The sequence below is a fragment of the Algoriphagus sp. AGSA1 genome (assembly GCF_021390545.1).
Taxonomy (GTDB): Bacteria; Bacteroidota; Bacteroidia; order Cytophagales; family Cyclobacteriaceae; genus Algoriphagus.
The window spans coordinates 1-19,655 of record NZ_JAJUWR010000033.1; the positions used below are offsets into that span (position 1 = coordinate 1).

Below are 19,655 nucleotides of genomic sequence, written 5' to 3' on the forward strand. Positions count from 1 at the left end.
CTTAAAGGCTACATTTAAGTCTTGTTTTTGCACACCTCAAAATACATGTTTTGAGTTAAAACAGGAAAGGCTAGCCGAGAAATCGACTAGCCTTTTAAACTAGCTACTTTTGAGACAGCCTCTTTTTTGCTTAAACCTGCTGTTTAAGGAATTTTCTTCAATAAAAACCTTATTTTCCAACCTAAATTGAAAGACCCCAAGCTGGGAACTCTTTTATTTCTAAATATTTATAGCACTTAACCCACGAAAAAAACATTAAACTTGAAATACATTTTTAGCAATTTGAAATTCAGAAATAGACAAACTGACGCTACATGGTAAATCAAGTATTGTTAGGTTTTCTTTTTATTGCACTGACTTTGGTCGGAGGAAAGAGTTATGGGCAGACTCAGATGATTACAACTGCGGGCCCAGGGACTTTTACAGTGCCTGCTGGAGCAACTTCAATTATGGTAGAGGTTTGGGCAGCTGGGGGACAAGGTGGTTCACGATCAGGTTCTAATGGAGTTGCGGGCGGCGGCGGTGGAGGTGCCTATTCCCGAAGTGTTTTAACTGTAACACCGGGGCAAAGTATCAATTTTTATGTGGGATTTGGAGCAAGGGCATCTGCAGTTGACCCTACAACTGACCCCGGAGAGGACTCCTGGTTTTTAGGTAATACCACAGTAATGGCCAAGGGGGGAAATTCTGTTGGTAGAAATATAACTACTGGTGCTACGGGTGGTTCTGGAACAGATGGATATGGAGACGTTAAGTTTAGCGGAGGATCTGGTGCTAATGCAAGTGGAAATAATGCAGGAGGCGGAGGATCATCCGCAGCGATTGCTGCAAATGGAAATAATGCGACTAATCAAACCGGAGGGACAGCAACAACTGGAGGAGGAGATGGAGGAGACGGGAAAACCGGTGAGCAAGGTCGGGGAGAAGATGGTTTTCTTCCCGGAGGAGGAGGTGGGGGTTCTAAACGAACCAGTGCTTCAGGGACAGAGCAAATTGGTGGATATGGTGGAAATGGCCAGATACATATTTCATACATAGCCCTGACTTCAGTGACTGGAACGGATAACCAATCCGTTTGTGAATATGGTCAGATTACGGAAATTACCTATTCCTTCCCTGCCGGATCTACTGTGTCAATTAACAATCTTCCGACTGGCTTAACTTCAAATGTTAATAGTGCGGCAGGCACGCTCAGTATTTCAGGAATTCCAACTTCCGATGGAATCTACACTATTAATGTAACGCCAAGTTACTTATCAAGTATCCCCGTTATTCTTACCCAAAGTGGATCTGTTACGATCATCCCGCGGCCTGATGTATCAGACATTACTGAAACCGTCTGCAGTGAGGACACCTTTACTATCACTCCTATCGATGGGGTCAATGGATTTATTCCCGCTGGCACTACTTATTCTTGGACCCCACCTTCGGTGACCGGAGGGCTTACTGGTGGAGAATCTGGCAGCGACAACGATGATATAACCGGCGCATTAACTAACCCAACCAATACCCCAGAAACTGCAACTTATACTGTTACTCCCACCTACAGTGGGTGCGATGGATCCAGCTTCGATGTGGTAGTGACAATAAACCCCAATGCAACCATTAACGATCAAACCTTATACGTTTGTTCAGGAGATTTATTTTCTATCTCACCGGCCAACGGAACCGATGGAATTGTACCTCCCGGAACTACCTATGACTGGGAATTAACTTCAGTTACCGGAGGATTAACTGGAGGTGTAGATGGAAGTGGTAGTACCATCGCTGGGTATTTAACTAACACTACCAATTCCTTGCAAACGGCAACCTATACAGTAACACCAACTTCTGGAACCTGCACAGGATCAGATTTTACTGTAACAATAAATGTTAACCCAACTAATACTGCTACTCCCATTCGCAGTGAAAATCAGTCTCAGTGCATCAATGAAGCATTGGTAGATATTACATTTAATACAACAGGAGCAACAGGTATTTCAAATGACGGGATTGATGGAGCAAATGGACTACCTCCAGGTGTTTCCGCAAGCTGGGATGATGGAGTTATTACCATTTCCGGAACCCCTACCTCCACTGCAGAAAGTCCTTATAATTATTCAATTCCTTTGACTGGAGGATGCGGAAATATTGAAGCCACAGGCACCATAACTGTAACCCCCGATAATACGGTTTCAGCAAATACAGCCATGGATCAGACTCTTTGTATCAATACACCTTTGACTGCAATATCATTCACAACGGCAGGTGCAAATGGCATTGCTAATGATGGAGTATCAGGAGCAAATGGTTTACCTCTAGGATTATCTGCAACATGGTCAGGGAATACCATTACCATTTCTGGCTCTCCCAGTGAACATGTTAATAGCCCATACAATTACTCTATTCCTTTGATAGGAGGATGTGAAGACTTATTTGCCGAAGGTACTATTTCTGTCAATCCCGCTTCTGAGATAACTGCCGAAGACATGGACGATCAGCGAATATGTGAGGGGAATACTTTTTCTGAAATTTCGATTATTGCTACCGGAACAGGTGCGCTTTCCTATCAATGGTTTAGCAATGACACCCCCGACAAGACAGGCGCAACTCCTGTTGGGGCAAATTCTCCTAGTCTCACCCCTCCGGCGGATGCGATCGGAACCACATACTACTATGTAGAGGTAACCAGTGATTGCGGCTCGATTGCAACTTCTAGATTTATGCAAGCAACCGTGGAACCTATTACAACTATTACAACTGATATTGACAATTTAGACGATGTAGAATGTTTTGGGGATGGATTTGATCCTCTAACTGTAGTTGCAGAAGGAGCTGATTTAACTTATCAATGGTATGTAAATACAGATCAGCAAAATACAGGTGGAACTTTAATAAACGGTGCTATATCTGCTACCTATACACCTCCTTCAACAGACATTGGAAGTCTCTTATACTACTATGTGGTTGTTTCTGGATATTGCACCTCAGACACTTCTATAATATCAGGTCAATATCGGGTTAACCCACCTGAAACAGTTATTGACCAAAATCCAGATTCAAATGATTTTATAGTTTGTCCAGGAGATGCATTTCCTGAATTGAAAGTATTAGCTTCAGGTGAGGGAACCATTACATATCAATGGTATAGTAATAATAGCCCGCAAAACACTGGAGGCACTTTGATAAACGGAGCAACTGATCCGACATTTACTCCTCCAAATAATACTGTTGGCACAAAATATTATTATGCAACAGGAAGAAGCAACTGTGGTACAGTTCCAACGGCAGTATCCGGTGGATTTACTGTTACACAACCATCGGTGGTAACAAGTGAAGATTTAAATGGACAAGAAATCTGTGTTGATGATTCATTTAGCCCAATCTCCATAACTGCGGATGGAACAGGTACTATCGAATACCAATGGTATAGCAACACGTCTGCTGTGGCTGATACATTAGGCGCAGAAGTGATTGAGCTTACCGGAGAAAACAGCAATTCCTTTACCCCTCCAACCACTTTAGGAACCTTGTATTATTTCATAAAAGTTTCCAGTGAATGTGGCGAAAATGCAGTATCTAACCCTTCAGGCGCCTTTACAGTCAATCCATTTCCAATACCTATTCTGACATCTGATGTTGACGGTGATCCAGAAGTTTGTGAAGGAACAACGGTTACCTATACCACCGAACCAGATCAGACCAATTATATATGGGACATTCCTGGACAGGTAGTCAATACAGATTATAGCATAAATTCAGGAGGCACGACATCTTCTAACACTATTTCCATTACATGGTTAACCGATGGCACTAAAGATGTTGCTGTTTATTACACAGATCCTAACGGTTGTACCGCAGATGCACCAGCTAATAATACTATAACCGTTGACCCATTACCTGACCCTACGTTAACCTCTACTATTGATGCAGATCCTTTTATCTGTGAAGGGGGCTCTGTCACTTATACTACTGAGTCAGGACAGACCGATTACATTTGGAGCTTTCCAGGTCAAGTAGAAAACACAGATTACACCCTTACAGCAGGAGGAACAAACACATCCAATACAGCAACTGTAACTTGGTTAACAGATGGGCAAAAAGATGTCACCATTTCATATACAGATTCGAATGGTTGCTCGCCTTTTATTCCAACCACTAATTCCATTACAATTGATCCATTGCCCATTCCTACATTTACTTCCTCTCCTGGATTAGATGTTTGCGCAGAGGTCGATGAAATTACATATACCACTCAGGCAGGTCAATCAAATTACATTTGGTCTATCACTGGTACGGAAGGAGCTGATTATGAAATTACTGCTGGAGGGATTGGCTCGAGTGATTCATCAGTTAGTATTATTTGGTTAACAGGTGGCCCAAAGACTGTAGAAGTAAGTTACACGCATGGGACTACTGGTTGCGCAGCTGCTAGTACAGCTACATCTGTTACTGAGGTAGAAGCCCTTCCAGAAGTTGGGCTTCCTGATGCACCAAACAACTTCCCTAGTGTTTGTAGTAGCGAACCCAATCTTACTCCATTTTCCCAGCCTACTACAGGAGTAACGGGAATAAATCAAGATGGTGTACCTGGAGTGAATGGACTTCCTGTGGGAGTATATGCGACTTTCAATTCCTCAACAGGTGAAATTGAATTCTCTGGAAACGTGGCAGGAGCCACACCTGGACTATATAACTATAGCATCCCATTATTGGGAAATTGTATTAATGGGCTTGAAGCGACCGGAACAATTGACGTCACACCTACTTATGAATTAACTTCAGTTTCTTCGGCGTCTGCTACAGTAAATGGTGGCTCAGCAAGTATTACTATTAACGGTAACCTAGCAACACTTCCAGATGGAGAATATGAAATAACTTATATTCTGGATGATGGTATTAATCCCCTCCAGGAACTTACTTCTACATCTTTCTTTATTAATAATGGAAGGGGGACTTTTCCTACTGCCCCGCTAGATATAGATGATGTGGATGTTTATACACTTACAATAAAAAATATTAAAAAAGCAACAGATTTTTGTACTATTGACTTAGACGTAGAAGATCCCAACAATACCACCTATTTCAGTGTCTGCGGGGCTCCATTTAACACTGATGGTACCTTCTATGTTCCTGCAGGTATCTATGAAATTACAATCCAAGCTTCTGCGGCAGGCGCCACAGGGGAAACTGGCACCATTACAATTCCAGTCAGACCTGGGCAAACGCTAGGAGTATTTGTTGGCCAAAGCGGTACTACCGGCAGTGATAGGGATACCTGGGTCACCCTAGACTCTTCATTGCCAGACCCTGAAAACAGCTCCCTCATACACCTAGTAGGCACAGGAGGTGCCGGAAATGGCCAAGTACTTATTTCTTATACATGCCCTGACCCCAATGACAGTGATTGTATTGAAGTAATCGATGATGGAGGTATATCCGGGACTACTATTATTAGATTTACCTGTGACTACGAATGGCAGATTCCCGAAGGGATTGTGGATTTTTCTGTTTATGCTATAGGGCAAGGAGGTGGTGGTGGAATGGGAAACACCGGCGGCGGCGGCGGTGGTGGTGGTTTTGCATCTACCACAGTAGTTAGCACTGCCCCATTTGGAATTCCTGCTGGAAATTCTTTAGATATTCAAGTGGGCAGAGAGGGCGGCCAAGGTGCTGAAACTGTTAATGTAACAGGTAAAGACGGCGAAAATTCCACCGTCACTTCTACAATCCCTGATCCTAGCAGTGACATTAATGTAAATCTTATTGCCCAAGGTGGAGGTGGCGGGGGATCATTTAACAACCTCAATGGCCGTGATGGAGCATCTGGAGGTGGAGGTGCGTTTAGCGATCAAGCAAGGGATATTCAAGGGATGGGAGGTTCTAGTACTGGACAAGGAAATAATGGAGGAAATGGAGGTAGAGGAAATGGTGTAAATACTGCTCGAGCTGGCGGAGGTGGAGGTGGTGCAGGCAGTGTTGGGGAAATTGGAAGTGGTGCAGGCGTTGGAAACGCCAAAGCTGGGGCTGGAGGGAAAGGTGAGTCGTTTATACTTAATACTTCTATCTATGGCTATGGAGCTGGAGGAGGTGGAGTAGGATTTAATTCAAACAGCACGCCTAGGGAAGGTGGACTTGGAGGTGAAGTAAACGGCTTAATATTAGGTGGAACTGGAATCGAAAATGGAATTGGACTTGATGGTACAATTTACACCGGCTCAGGTGGCGGTGCTGGAACTTTAGGAGGTGGTAATGGAGGACAAGGGGTGGTTTATATCACTTACTTCAACTACCGCATCCTAGAAGTTGAATACCTCTATTTCAATGCAACCTACACCAAAGAAACCCATAGTGGTGAACTTACCTGGGCCACTGCGAAGGAATGGGAAAATGACCGCTTCGAAATCGAAAGGGTGGTAGGCAATGACCTTAGCAAATGGACTAACATAGGGGAAGTAAAAGGAAATGGATATACGGATTCTCCTGCTTATTATAGTTTCACCGACACGGATCTTCCTGCCGTCGGTGGCAATGTGTTCTATCGTCTAAAACAGGTGAATTACGATGAATCTTATACTTATAGCATCACCAGAGCTATTCAGGTTCCTGGACTGAAAGGCTATTCCAAATGGATTGCATACCCTAACCCAAGCAGCCCTGGCACTTATGTCAAAGTAGAACTTCTGGATAAAAGTGGATACAAAGACGGAAAAGTAATTGTACAGCTATCGAATGTGAGCGGTGTAGCGTATTCTTATACCGTCAATTCCGTTGAGGACGTCAGTGAGGTTGTCAACCAGTACCTGCTTCAAGCTGCTCCGGGTGTGCATATTGTCCAACTGATTTGGGGCAATCAAAGCGAGCATCTCAAGATCCTAAGAAGATAAGTCTCCTTAATTGACATTTTCATTATGGAATAACCCGGTCTTTCAGACCTCATGGGTATCCTGTCTTATAACTTCTCGGGGCTGCACCCCGAGCTAGCATAATTCAGGGTTTAACCCTGAAGGCCTGCAGGGCAGTCTTATACCAACCCAGTCCGCCAAGGCGGGGATTCGCTAATCCCAGGTAAAACCAAAGGCCTGAAAGGCCGACTTTAAATTCAAAGCCTGCGTACTGTTCAGTATCAACTTCAGATCACCTACTCCTCCTCTTCCTTCCTCGGTACCTTAGGCTGGCCAAGCCCCAAGCTTCCCCTCAAACCACTGAAAGTAGCCCTCCACCAGCCTCCAAATACAAACTTGGACTTATCACGCTCAAAATACACCCGGGAAGTCACCCTTCGATTAAAAAATTTCCTGGGATTACTGCTTTTAGTAAAGGCATTTGCCAAAAAGGTCATCAGGCCAAGTTTCCCGCCTCCCCTCTCCAAAGTGAGGGAATCCAAAAATGCAATCTTAAGACCCTTGTACTTAAAATTCATTGTGCCCCTAGCGACATCCTCATCCATCCTGAAACCCCACTTTCCATCCGTAACCCTGCCATCTACCACTTTGATAAACACGCCTCTGGACAACATGTTATTCAATAGTCTAAGGTCAAACTCACCTAGCTCCACATCCACGTCCATCGGATAAGGAGAGCCGAATTTCATATCTGCCGTGAGTTTTACATCTCCTTCTCCCATCAACTTGGCACGAACATCTAATCTACTGGTTTCTAAAGGAAACTCTTGATCACTTTTTTTCCGCATCATAAAAGGAGCTATAGAAGCATTCACCTCATCAAAGTGAATAGAACCCGGCAACATTGCTTTAGGTGCAAATTCCTGGTACCGGATCAGTCCGTGCTGCACGATCACAGAGTCCAACTCCAGATCAAAAAGCGCACTTTCCATCAACTCCTGCGGCATAGGTTTGATCACTCCTTCTTTCAGCGGAATTCTCTTATCCCTAAACACATCCATCCGCAGCCCTTCCATCCTCAGGACATGGGCTTTTATGTTCTTATTGAGAAAATAGGCATCAAAGTCTATATCTTCTATACGAATCCTATCCGCGCGGGCCTCAATAGCGTCATCCTGGTATCCTTTCCTCCTCAAAAATTCATAACGCCCCATAGTAGGGCGAAAATGGACCTCATCCAGAACAAGAGCATTATCCACATACTTGATTTTACCGATCTTCACCCTATGGAGACTATCCCTGGTAAATATCTCGTAGTTGGCAAGAGATAAACTAAGATCCTTTTCCAAAAGAATCCGGGGACTAAGGCTATTGTTTGTATTCAACAGGTCAAAACCTAGGGACTCCAAGCCAAAGTTGACCTTGTTGAAAGCCATGTGCGGAATCGGGCCGGCCCCCTTGCTGTGAAGGGCTATGTCCCCATTGCTGACCAGGATATCTTGTAGCAAAATGGACTCTACCAACCCGCTTTTCACCGACTTCACCGTGTCTTTTTGTGACTTAGCCTTAGATACGCTCTGGGCTGTGTCCAGATAGATGTCGATTTTAGGATTTAAAAGTCTCAGCTGTGTCAGGTCAAAGATCCCGGTGGACTGTATATCCCGCAAAGTATTATTCCGAACGCCTAGCTCATCAAGCTTTGCCGATAAGATAACTGTGCCTGGATTACCCGTTAACGTATTGGGGACTATTTCAAAATTGGAGAAAACGGTCTCATCAGCAGAATTATCCACATACAGATCAGAGAATCTTACGGTATGAATGCTATCCGGCAAGGTGTAGGAAAAATCTTTTAAGGTCAGGTTTATTTCATCAAACAGCCCAGCGATATCCTTACTTGCGTTAGCGGCAGAATCCAGATTTAAGCCCAGTATGCCCAGATCAAAATCCGTCTGTATGGACTCAAAATCATCATCCCCTACCCTGTAATTAAGGCTTAGGCTGGAGTTGCTGGCTTCTATTGCTCCGATTGAAACCAATTCTATGGATTTTGGCAAGGTATTGCTGGTCACCGATATAGAGCCCAGCTGGCTGGAATCATTCTTATAGCTTTTGTTGATTTCCAAATTGATGGTACTGCCATCCACTGCAAGCTTATCAAGCTTAAGCTGATTGTCAAATACGAAGGATTCTATATCCACACCTTCCAGTGACACACTCGGCAGATTCAGGGACAAAGCAATTTTACTTTTAAAAGAACTGCTCGGGCTAATCGTCAGATTATCTATCGCTATAATCCTCGAGCGTGAATTGAAACGCAGGCCATCAGTATCCACCTCATAATCCCCCCCTGCTACACTAAAATCATATTTCCTTAAAATCAAATCAATTTCATCAGAGAAAAAGGTCTTTTCAGGATTATCCTTCTGTCCTTTGTCAAGATAAAAACCCTTCAAATTCAAGGACAAACTGTCCTCACTTAGGGTAATATCCCTCTTTCCGGCAAAATTACTGTACTGCACCTGTCCATTACTAAAGGCTATGGAGTCAATCTGTATTAAATCAAAATAAGAAGTCAATAAACTACCTATTTCATCTGCGGATTCCACTTGAGATGCGGGCAGATCCGCTATATTCCTCTTCCGGAAGCGGGTGACACTCGCCACTGGTGACGGGACAAGGATCCGGTTGATCACCAGTTTCTCCTCCATGTAAGCAGCCATAAGATCTATCCCTTCCACACGGAACTCCGGAATAGAAATATCCAGAATTACGGATTTCCCATAAGCCGTGAGGATGTTTTGCAGAGAATCAGGCACTTCAGGCCTCAGGGTGAAATTATTCACCACCACCAGCGAGTTTTTTGAATCTATCAATACCTTATCAGCCATAAACTCATGAAGATTGTCCCGTAGCTTGAGCCTATACTTATACAGGCTCAACACCATTTCTTCTGCCAAAAATCTATTTCGGACATCAGATTCCACATTGGGCTGTAGCAGGACATTCTCCAGCAGTAAGCTGAATCTTTCAAATCCCACATCGTCACTTCGAAGCCCTTTATCATTCCTAAACTGCACCTCACCCTCACTCAGATCCATTTTCCCTATGGCAACCTCATTCAAATAGCCCTCCAGCAACTGACGGACCATGTCTTTATTTACAGGTTTCTCCTTATCGGTAAGTTCGATAATTTCCACTTTGGGCGATTCCACCAACATTTCCCCGATACTGAACACCCCCTCATTGTAGAGACGTTTCAAGTTTGCTCCAGATAAGACCAGTTTGGGTAAGGCTATCCGTAAAATATGACTTGCAGCCCTGTCTTCGAAAGATTCCTCCCTTGGCTCGACCCTGACGTTTTCAACAACAATCTCATCCTTAAAGGAGGAGACGCTCACTTTATCCCCGTAAATCACATGCACATTATCAGAGAAGTACAACTCCGCATTTTCTATATCCATAGCAGCCTCTTCTCCATAGAAAAACTGATCTTCTTTTTTGGACTGATCCTCTCCCAGGTAAAAATTGATCATTTTAAAATCAAGCTTTTTGATATCAATCCGGTTCTTGAGCGTATCCTCCAGTTCATGTGTAATAAACTGCCCATTGTTCACCGACAACTCCTGTACTTCAAAAGACTTTAATATTCCTTCTATCAATTCATTCAGATCCCCGGTCGCCGTACTGTCCGCTGTGCTCGATACACTTTTCTGGACTTTAAACTCCGGATCCTTCATCACTATCTCATCAATCTTAACATTCGAGGTCATAAAGGCCTCGTTAAGGTTTACGTTTCCTACACGAAGTTTTCCAAGATAAACATCATAATATGCTTTACTTTCTATTGCCTTGTCTGATTTTAGGCTAAAACCACTGATATCGATCAGATTATCTAGGGAACTTATGTGCGCTTTTTCAGACTGGATTGCATGCACCCCATCCGGAAGGGGAAAAACCACGTTATCCAGATCAAACTCAAATCCCTTAGCATTGAAAGGTGTTTCCCACTCTTCCGCCCTTCTCCAATCGATATCCCTTACCAGCAATCTGGAATTTTCCGCCTTAAGTGAATTATGGCTCAAAAAATTCAAAAAGAACAAATTAGCATGGTCAATTTCCAACTCACTGATATAAACCCCCGGGAAATTACTTTTAGCGATGATTTTCTTAAGCTCATCTTCCAATGCCTTGACCGGAGACCCGCCCTTCTTCTCCCCTTCTGATTCCTCGTCCACCTCTATCCTATCTACACGCGGAGGCAGATCCATACTGATATTAGGATTGTCAAACTTGATGTTGCCCACATACAATACTCTGTCAGAGAAATCAAACCATAGATCTTTCAATGCCAACTGATCCAAGGTCAAATCAAACAATGCCTGACGCTGTTCCGGTCTCCGTTCACTAATGGGTTTCATAATGACACCATCCAAAAATACCGCACGCCGAAACAGAGACACCCTTACTCTATTAAAATCAACTACGTAAACATCCTTGGCTACTGCATTGATTTTTTCCCTTGCCCAATTCGAGAGGCACAAATTAGCCCCAAAATAAACTACAAATTCTATAAACAGAAGGGAGAGAAAAGTAAACATGACTCCTCTGAGCACCTTCTTTCTAAAGGGATGCCTGGAGTGCTTCTGTTTTCGCTCTTCTGCCATATATGCAATGATTTTTGTCTAAAATAGGCAATTAGAGTCAATTCCAACTAAAAAAAGCAGCACATATGTGCTGCTCATTGCTGTAGGAGAAGGATTCGAACCTCCACGGGGCTGTTAGGCAATAGTCCGGTTGAATTACGCTTTATTCTTTATTCCCCACCCCCGAGACAGGAGGGCTTGTCTGCCAATTTCAACATCCTACAATGAAGTATCTTTACTGATTGCAGGCCTTGTGCATGCAGAACGGCTTCTGTATAAAACCAAAGTTCAATAGGTCTGAAAAGCAAGCATTAGAAACTGATCGAGACTGATTTTATTACGACAGTTTTAAATTTTGCTGGGTCAAAATTAGAAATACCATTCGTTTATTAAAATTTTGATAAGATTTAATTTATTTTTTTACAGTTAAACCAATATTTAGATAGCTATGGTAAATTATTTATAAAAAACCAATCCAAATATAGGCTCATATTAATGATTTAATAATGGAGATTTGAGACACTTTTACCAAATGTTATTGGGATATATGGCCAAAAACCAAAACATCAGGAAAATCTGAGAAACTTTAGGGAGTGAGGAATTCATAAAAACGGAGCAGACAGTAGAATCTTTACCGAATACTGCAAATATCCTCGTTCTTTTCAGCGACCACCTGTCTAACGGCAGTCAGGTCTGCGGGAAATACCTTATAGACGTTCAGAAAAAAAAGCATAAAAAAAACCATGAAACAAAATTCCATGGTTTTAGTCAATTAACAATAAACCCAAAATAACCTGCTGTAGGAGAAGGATTCGAACCTCCACGGAGTAGTTAGGCAAATTTACGAGCTCGCTAAATGCTTTGTCCTATGACCTCCACCCCCGAGACAGGAGGGCTTGTCTGCCAATTTCAACATCCTACAGTATAGTGTAATTTCAATGCATTCTGGGTGCTTTGAGAGTAAACCGTTTGTTTTTCTCTCTTTGTATGATTCAAATATAGCAGGTCGGTTTGTTTATTAAAAATAATTCAAAAAATTTTCTAAATTTTTACAGTATTTTTAATGAAAACGATTGAAAAATACACTATCATTAAAATCCACATGAATAATAGACTTCATATTGACGGTTTTTCAATGAAAGAGTTCAATATTGCCAAAACAAGCCAAAAACGGTTATTTTATTGCCGAATCAGCACTGTTTTGTAAAATTTATTAGTGATTCATCAATGAGAATCATTATTCAAAATTCACATAGTTCTCCCACTTATCCAAAACCGACTGAAAATCTTCCGGCAATGGAGCCTCAAAATATAATTTCTCATTGGAAACGGGATGCATGAAGCCAAGTGACTTGGCATGTAGTGCTTGGCGCGGCAAAAGTTCAAATGCATTGTGCACAAAGGTCTTATACTTGGAGAACTGGGTTCCCTTGCGGATTTTATCCCCTCCGTACATGGCATCATTGAACAGCGGATGTCCCAGATATTTCATGTGTGCCCGGATCTGATGCGTACGTCCAGTCTCCAGATTACACTGGATCAGTGATACATAGCGTAGCCTCTTCAGTACTTTCCAGTGTGTTACCGCATGCTTCCCCTGACTTCCGTCTGCATAGACGTCCATTACCTTACGGTCTTTGGCACTGCGCCCCACATGGCCTACGATCGTACCTGTATCCTCTTCCGGCTCGCCCCACACCAAAGCCAAATAGGTTCGCTCAATGGTATGATGAAAAAACTGCTTTGCCAGATGTGTCATTACATCCTCCGATTTGGCTATCACAAGAAGCCCCGATGTATCCTTGTCTATCCTGTGAACCAAGCCTGGCCTACCTTCATTTCCCTTCATCTCGGGTAAATGCTGAAAGTGGTGCACCAGTCCATTCACCAGTGTCCCAGACCAATTGCCGTGGGCAGGATGCACCACCATCCCCGCAGGTTTGTTCACTACCAATAAATAGGTGTCCTCATAGACAAAGTCAAGCGGGATATCCTCCGGCAGCACTTCTGTATCCCGCGGGGGTTTGCCCATCAGCACCCGTATATCGTCCAGAGGCTTTATCTTATAGCTGCCCTTGACTGACTCCCCGTTTACCTGGATAGAGCCCGCATCTATGGCTTGTTGGATCTTATTACGCGTGGCAAAAGCTATTTTTCCTGTTAAAAACTTATCAATCCTGATGGGGGTCTGCCCTTTGTCTATTACAAACTTAAAATGTTCGTATAGCTCTAATTCCTCTTCATCAAAATCTTCGTCTGGGTGCATGCTCATGCTGCAAAAATAAGATTATCAAGCTTAACTTTGGCATATCTTCAAAAAAGCACCTCAAATGCTACATCCAAATCCAGTTCCTACACAGTTTCTTACACATTCTTTTTTGGAGGAAAAGGGAATAGAATTGGTAATCAAGCGCTTGGATTTAGTCCATCCGGAGGTTTCCGGAAATAAATTTTTAAAACTCAAATGCAATCTGGAAAAAGCTAAATTAGAAGAAAAAACTAAGATTCAGACGTTTGGAGGGGCTTTTTCTAATCATCTCTATGCAAATTCCCAAGCCGCAAAAGCTGAAAATCTAGAAGCCTTTGGCACCATACGGGGAGAAAAACAGACCCCCTCAACACCACACTTTCACATGCAGAACGACTGGGGATGCAGTTTCATTATATTGATAGTAATAGCTATAGAGAAAAAGCCACCGCAGAATACGGCTTAACTCAATATTCGATATAGCTTAAATTTTCCAGTTTCCATTTGTTTTCTACATTGGTAAAGTTCCCGGTTATAAGCAGATTATCACTTTGCAAAAAAATTTTCATTTCAGCTTTGTATTTCAATGAATCATATTGAATATCCCGAATTATAAAGACTCTTCCCACTGTATCATCAGTAAGCTTCAGAACTTCATTTCCAAATGCAATAGAATTACAACCTATAGTGTATTCGTTTTGATAAATAAAATAATTATTAGCTGAATCTCTGTGAAGGGAAAATAATTCCTCATCCAAAATTTGATCCATCATACTTTTAACTTGGCATTTTTCTCTAAAATTTAAATTTATCAAAACTAAAACAACGATAGGGAGTGTTTTCAAGTCCATATTGATTTTTAGTTAGAATATGCACTGTGTTTTGCCTTCGATAAAATCCTGAGTTCGTTTTGGGTATTCATTTGACGCAAAGATTACATGAAAAATCTTAAATACTTGAGTATTATCAGTAAACGATGTACGTAGAATTTTCCAGTTTCCATTTCCCTTCAATTTTATTATAATTTCCTTTCAGAACCATATTTTCGTTTTCAAGTAAAACCTCTATGTGCGCTCTAGTTCCAAGAGAATCCAATTTCAAAATTTTGAAGACATTTCCCTCTTCCTTCGAGCTTGGCACAAGTGTCTTCTTACCAAATTTCACATGGCTACAATTCTCCGAATACTCATTTTTAAAAAGGTAATATTCTGTATCAGATTCTCTATGAGGCCTTATGAATTTCATCATAAGCAATTGTTCCATCATACTATCCACAACACATGGATGAAAGCTTAATTGAGCCAGTAGAATAGCTGTTAGTATAATCGATTTCATCTGTTTTTAATTGTCTTTAACCTGTCAGATGGTAATGCCCTGAATAATCATTCCCCTGTGTGAGAAGTCGTTCTCATGGGCATTTCATGACGTATTAATTTCCGGTTAGAATTGATTTTGCGTTATGTCTCCATACGGTTTGGCCATAGACAGTCTCCTCAAAAAGGACTCCTTCTTCCACACCTTCTTGATAAGCCTCACCATCCACATTATCCCCAAAATGCACATATTCATGAAGAATAGAAACTCCAACCAGAAATGCCAGCCCATTTGCATCCATTGTCCCAGGAACCGAATTTTCCATATCGTTGACTAGATCAATATCTATGAACAAATTATTTGGGTGAGTAGCATCAAATTGTCCATATATTTCGTTTCCATTTTGATCTGTTCCTAACTGCTGAACAATAATTGTAGGCCCCTCTCCCCATTCTAGATCCTCTTGAATTTCAGTTAAAGTGAGACCGGTAATATTCATGATTGCAGTAGTTATCGCATAATTGGTTTTTAAGAGAGGCATTTTATTTTTCAGGTATTCGGTCAGTTTAGGATACAGATCTTCATAACCTGAATTTGGGGGATATTTAAAGCCGTTTTTGTCAACGGTTGAATAACTGTAACTGGAAGGCCCACCACCTCCTCCACCAGTACAAGGATCAATCACCGTAGTACTGCATGACCAAGAGGAGCAATCAAAATACTCCCTTGACCCACCGTAATCCCAATACCAACACCCTCTTGTGCAGGTAGTTGTACTTACTTCATTACATGAAGGATCGGGCATATTAAAGTTGGAAAAATCTTGCTGCTTATGAATCTTCCCATCATAATTTAAGGCTTTATTTCCTTGATTTTGCATTTCGCCCTTTTTGTAAATCTCCCAATGCGAGAACTCACCATCTAAATAATAGTAATACAGAATACCATCAAATTTAGATTGCTTATGAAAGACTGGACTGCGAAGGTCATTGTATTTTAAGCTTTCTTCGAACGTGTGTACAGCCACGACGAAAGACTCTTTAATGCCCCTATCACTAATTTTCCCAATATATTTATAAGCATGCTCAAGGTTTGCAGAGTCAAATGAAACCGAAAAAGGGACTTCAAAATACCTTGTTGACGATTCTGAAGAATCTTCGTAATACTGTTCCCATAACAATTTCAAAGTTGAGATTTCTTCGAAATCAAAATTTTGATCAAAATTACTTCTAATTTCCATTTCCGTCTTTAGATCGGAATGGGGCTCATTATTGAACTCCTGGCAGCCTGCTAGAAAAAGAAATGTGAGAAAAGAATATACTCGAAAATATCTTGAAGTCATCATAAAAGAAGGTTTATGTGACTTTAATCTAATAAAAATCTCATATGAATTCAAATCTCCTTTTTTCTTTTATCATACTCACCCCATGTTTTATTTAAATCACTAAATCATAAAATATTCACTATCCTTAGCTTTGTGCATGATTTTGCCATACACAACACCCACGGAATCTTTGTCTCATCCTACCCTAACAAATCTTGGACTGGGGCTAGAAGTCAAACGCTTGGATCTCGTCCATCCGGAGGTCTCGGGAAATAAATTTTTCAAACTCAAATACAATCTGGAACATGCTAAAAATGAAGGGAAAAGCAAGATTCTGACTTTTGGAGGGGCTTTTTCGAATCATATCTACGCCACGGCAGAAGCCGCAAAAACTGAAAATCTAGAAGCCATTGGCATCATACGGGGAGAAAAAACAGAACCCCTCAACACCACACTTTCACATGCAGAAAGACTGGGAATGCAACTTCACTTTATCGATAGAACGACCTACAGAAAAAAAACAGAGCCTGGGTTTATAGCGGGTCTGAAAGAGAAGTTCGGGGATTTTTATTTGATCCCGGAAGGCGGCACCAACGGATTGGCGATCCAGGGAACCTCCGAAATCCTTGGCTCTGAAGATCAGCAATTCTCATTTATCTGCTCCTCTATCGGCACTGGAGGGACTTTCGCAGGACTGTATGCTTCACTTTCTGAAAAGCAAATACTCCTCGGCTTCTCTTCTCTAAAGGGAGAATTTATACTGAATGAAATCTCTGATCTGATTGATGAATATCAGCTAGCCAGTCAAGGATCGTATGAGATTTTTACTAATTACCACTTTGGCGGCTATGCCAAACACAAGCAAGAATTGATCGATTTCATCTGGTGGTTTTACGAGAGTTTCGGGATTGCACTTGACCCTATTTATACAGGAAAAATGGCTTTTGGACTCTGGGAGCTTATATGTACGGGCTATTTCCCAAAAGGCTCCAAAATCCTGATGATCCACACCGGAGGACTGCAGGGCAACGTAGGGTTTACGGACAGGACAGGAATAATGCTCCCTTGAAAATCCTACGAAAAGGATTCGGGATTGCAAATCCCGAATAGCAGGATCACGCTCCTCGGGATTTGCAATCCCGAGGATAAACCGTTGGATTTGCAATCCATATAAACCAACCTTCAATACATAATCACCCAAACTCAGCCAATTCAAGCATTCCTTTTTTTATCCCAAAATATCCCGAGGCACTACTCCATACATAATCTTCTTCTCTCGCCACCCAACCTGCGCGAACAGGGTTCATATGTATATAATTGACTTTGGTGTCAAAGAATTGCTTGGAATAAACCTCCTCTCCATGATATCCTTCTTCCCAAAACCAGATTCTATCATCAATAGTCAACAAATTTACCATCCAAGGTTTTCTGCTTTCATGAGGGTTGTCAATAATCAACTTCAAAATCTTCTTGGAAATGAATTTCTTGAAGTCTCGGATAATATCGCTGAGATCTTCATTTCTTGCCCTAAGCATTAAATGGCAATGGTTAGACATCAGCACCCATGTGTAAATCTCCAGACCTTTATTGGCTTGACAGTATTTAAGGTTTTTGATCAATTCCTCTCGGTATATATCCCGAGTAAATACATCTACCCAATGGTGTACAGTGAAGGTCACAAAATGTACAGCACCTTGATCTTTGATCCTGAATTCAAATGACATACTAAAGAGAGTTTTAATTCTAATTTAAAGAAATTGCCTTTGAGTTATAAAAAAATTCTCTTCGAAGACGGATTGAAAATCCTACGAAAGTGGGTTCGAGATTACAAATCTCGAATAGCAGTTTGCAAGTCCCGAATAGCTGAACAACACTTGGAGATCACTAAATTTAACCTCACTACAATTTATACTTTTCCAAAAAATCCTGACATTTGGAGTCTTCCCCTCTTCCGATATGGCAAAGAATAAAAAAAGAAAAGGAACTGTCACTAAAGTTCCTCAGGTAAGTCCCAAAAAATACATCCAAACAAAAGCCAGGCACCTGCCCATCTATGCCTGTTATATCAATGAAGAATGGGAAACCTCAAAACTAGCTCAGATTTTCATAGCTAGGAGACATATAAACGGTAACGTCACATTTGCAGGCTATCTCACTGACCTACTAGGGCTAGGCGTGAAAGACGCAATGTATAATACCAACCTGCCTCTATTTGAGTTTGAAGAACTAATTGACCGCACAGGCGAAAGCATGGTTGAATGTGATTACGTTTTAGCGCATAATCTAATATATGGAGCTGTGGAATTTGCCTTGGATCATGACGTCAAGTCACATAAAGACTGGGAAATAGCCCGCTACGTCTTAGAAGAAGACACCGATGATATTCCGCTGATGGACTTGGAGTTTGGAATAGGCGGGGTACCTGCATTTATTCTAGATGACGAGGAGGATGAAGAGTATTCTTGGGATGAAGATGAGGAACTTGAGGACGAGGATTTTTTAGAAGAAGAAATGGCAAGAACAGCGCAAAAACTTGTATATACCACCATTGACCTTGCCTATGAAAAGACCTTTCCGTTCACACCTGATGATCACTATCAGAGAATTAAAGACGCCCATCGGCAATTAATAATAAGGGAAGAGCCTGAAAATGAAATGGACGAGGAGGAAGCAGACGCATTGGAATTTCTATATTATAGGCTCCATGAGCTCCAGGAATCAGGGGGTAAGGCGGGAATAAAAGCGTTTAGAAAACAAATTTCAGATAACATCAACCTATACCCCAATCAGCCCATCTTTCGGAATTACATGGCAAACAGCTACTTTGTTGTAGGTGATGTGGTCGAGGGCGCAAAGCAATTTGAGCAATGCGTAAGGGATTTTCCTGATTATCTGCTGGGCAGACTTTTTTACGCATTTCAGTTGACCCAAAACGGACAATACGAGCAAGCATGGGACTTAATCGAAGGCAAATCTGAATTGCAGGAGCTATTGCCACATAGAAAATCCTTTCATCCACAAGAGGTGTATGTTTTCTATGCTGTGGTAATCTTGTGTTATCTTATCGGCGAAAATAATCTAGAGAAAACATTTCCTTATTACGAGCTAATACTAGACAGTGAAGATGATCCACTGCGTTGGATATCGGTAACCAAAGCTGTTGATGCGGTATCAAGGACAAAGGTGGATGCATTAGAAAGTAAGTATAATAAGGTTATAGCGGAAATCGTCGATGAATTGGGTGTTATTCCTGATATTAACACGGATTGAAAATCCTATGGAATCGATTCGAGATTACA

General features: G+C 41.7%; 10 protein-coding genes. 4 read left to right on the forward strand and 6 right to left on the reverse strand.

What is annotated here, in order from left to right; all coding sequences use genetic code 11:
• The first annotated feature begins 314 nt into the window (after positions 1-314).
• Entirely contained in the window at positions 315-6,866 is a 6,552-nt protein-coding gene (locus LZF95_RS21455; RefSeq protein WP_233757277.1) for a glycine-rich domain-containing protein, read from the forward strand.
• Positions 6,867-7,120: 254 nt separating this feature from the next.
• On the opposite strand, the gene LZF95_RS21460 is transcribed toward LZF95_RS21455, so the two are convergent.
• The gene (locus LZF95_RS21460) at positions 7,121-11,491 is read right to left on the reverse strand and encodes a hypothetical protein (protein WP_233757279.1); all 4,371 of its coding nucleotides are present in this window, start codon (positions 11,489-11,491) and stop codon (positions 7,121-7,123) included.
• Between the two features lie 1,216 nt (positions 11,492-12,707).
• Positions 12,708-13,742, reverse strand: coding sequence for an RluA family pseudouridine synthase (locus LZF95_RS21465; protein ID WP_233757280.1), 1,035 nt, complete (start codon positions 13,740-13,742; stop codon positions 12,708-12,710).
• A gap of 58 nt (positions 13,743-13,800) precedes the next feature.
• On the opposite strand from LZF95_RS21465, the gene LZF95_RS21470 reads away from it, so the two are divergent.
• On the forward strand, positions 13,801-14,184 hold the full coding sequence (locus LZF95_RS21470; RefSeq protein WP_233757281.1) for a hypothetical protein: 384 nt from the start codon (positions 13,801-13,803) through the stop codon (positions 14,182-14,184).
• A 1-nt stretch (position 14,185) separates the two neighbouring features.
• On the opposite strand, the gene LZF95_RS21475 is transcribed toward LZF95_RS21470, so the two are convergent.
• From LZF95_RS21475 to LZF95_RS21485, 3 genes are all read right to left on the reverse strand, one after another.
• Entirely contained in the window at positions 14,186-14,563 is a 378-nt protein-coding gene (locus LZF95_RS21475) for a hypothetical protein (protein ID WP_233757282.1), read from the reverse strand.
• Positions 14,564-14,684: 121 nt separating this feature from the next.
• Entirely contained in the window at positions 14,685-15,053 is a 369-nt protein-coding gene (locus LZF95_RS21480) for a hypothetical protein (RefSeq protein WP_233757283.1), read from the reverse strand.
• A 94-nt stretch (positions 15,054-15,147) separates the two neighbouring features.
• Complete coding sequence (locus tag LZF95_RS21485) at positions 15,148-16,377, reverse strand: hypothetical protein (RefSeq protein WP_233757284.1); 1,230 nt, start codon at positions 16,375-16,377, stop codon at positions 15,148-15,150.
• A 136-nt stretch (positions 16,378-16,513) separates the two neighbouring features.
• On the opposite strand from LZF95_RS21485, the gene LZF95_RS21490 reads away from it, so the two are divergent.
• Positions 16,514-17,425 (forward strand): 1-aminocyclopropane-1-carboxylate deaminase/D-cysteine desulfhydrase, encoded by a 912-nt coding sequence (locus LZF95_RS21490; RefSeq protein ID WP_233757285.1) that lies wholly within the window; start codon positions 16,514-16,516, stop codon positions 17,423-17,425.
• A gap of 124 nt (positions 17,426-17,549) precedes the next feature.
• On the opposite strand, the gene LZF95_RS21495 is transcribed toward LZF95_RS21490, so the two are convergent.
• The gene (locus LZF95_RS21495) at positions 17,550-18,080 is read right to left on the reverse strand and encodes a transposase (protein WP_233757286.1); all 531 of its coding nucleotides are present in this window, start codon (positions 18,078-18,080) and stop codon (positions 17,550-17,552) included.
• Between the two features lie 232 nt (positions 18,081-18,312).
• Between LZF95_RS21495 and LZF95_RS21500 the strand changes: the two genes are divergently transcribed.
• Positions 18,313-19,626, forward strand: coding sequence for a hypothetical protein (locus LZF95_RS21500; protein ID WP_233757288.1), 1,314 nt, complete (start codon positions 18,313-18,315; stop codon positions 19,624-19,626).
• Positions 19,627-19,655 lie beyond the last annotated feature (29 nt).